A 276-nucleotide genomic window follows, 5' to 3' on the forward strand; every position below is an offset into this window, starting at 1 on the left:
GGGCGAGACCGTCCAGGCGATCGTGCTCGACATCGATCCCGAGAAGGAGCGCATCTCGCTCGGCATGAAGCAGCTGGAGCGTGGTGGCCCGGCCGCCGGCGGCACCACCGCAGCGGGCGATCGCCTGAACAAGAACGCGGTCGTTACCGTCACCGTCCTCGAGGTTCGCGACGCGGGTCTCGAAGTGCAGCAGGGCGACGACGGCGCGACCGGCTTCATCAAGCGTACCGATCTGGGACGCGACCGCGACGAGCAGCGCCCGGAGCGCTTCCAGGT

General features: G+C 69.2%; 1 protein-coding gene. It reads left to right on the forward strand.

Annotation, left to right across the window (positions count from 1 at the left end; all coding sequences use genetic code 11):
- A partial coding sequence (locus tag AC0IYH_RS31385) for a S1 RNA-binding domain-containing protein (protein ID WP_471838133.1) occupies positions 1-276 on the forward strand: 276 nt, incomplete at both ends.

The organism is Pseudomonas sp. AC463 (assembly GCF_979253585.1).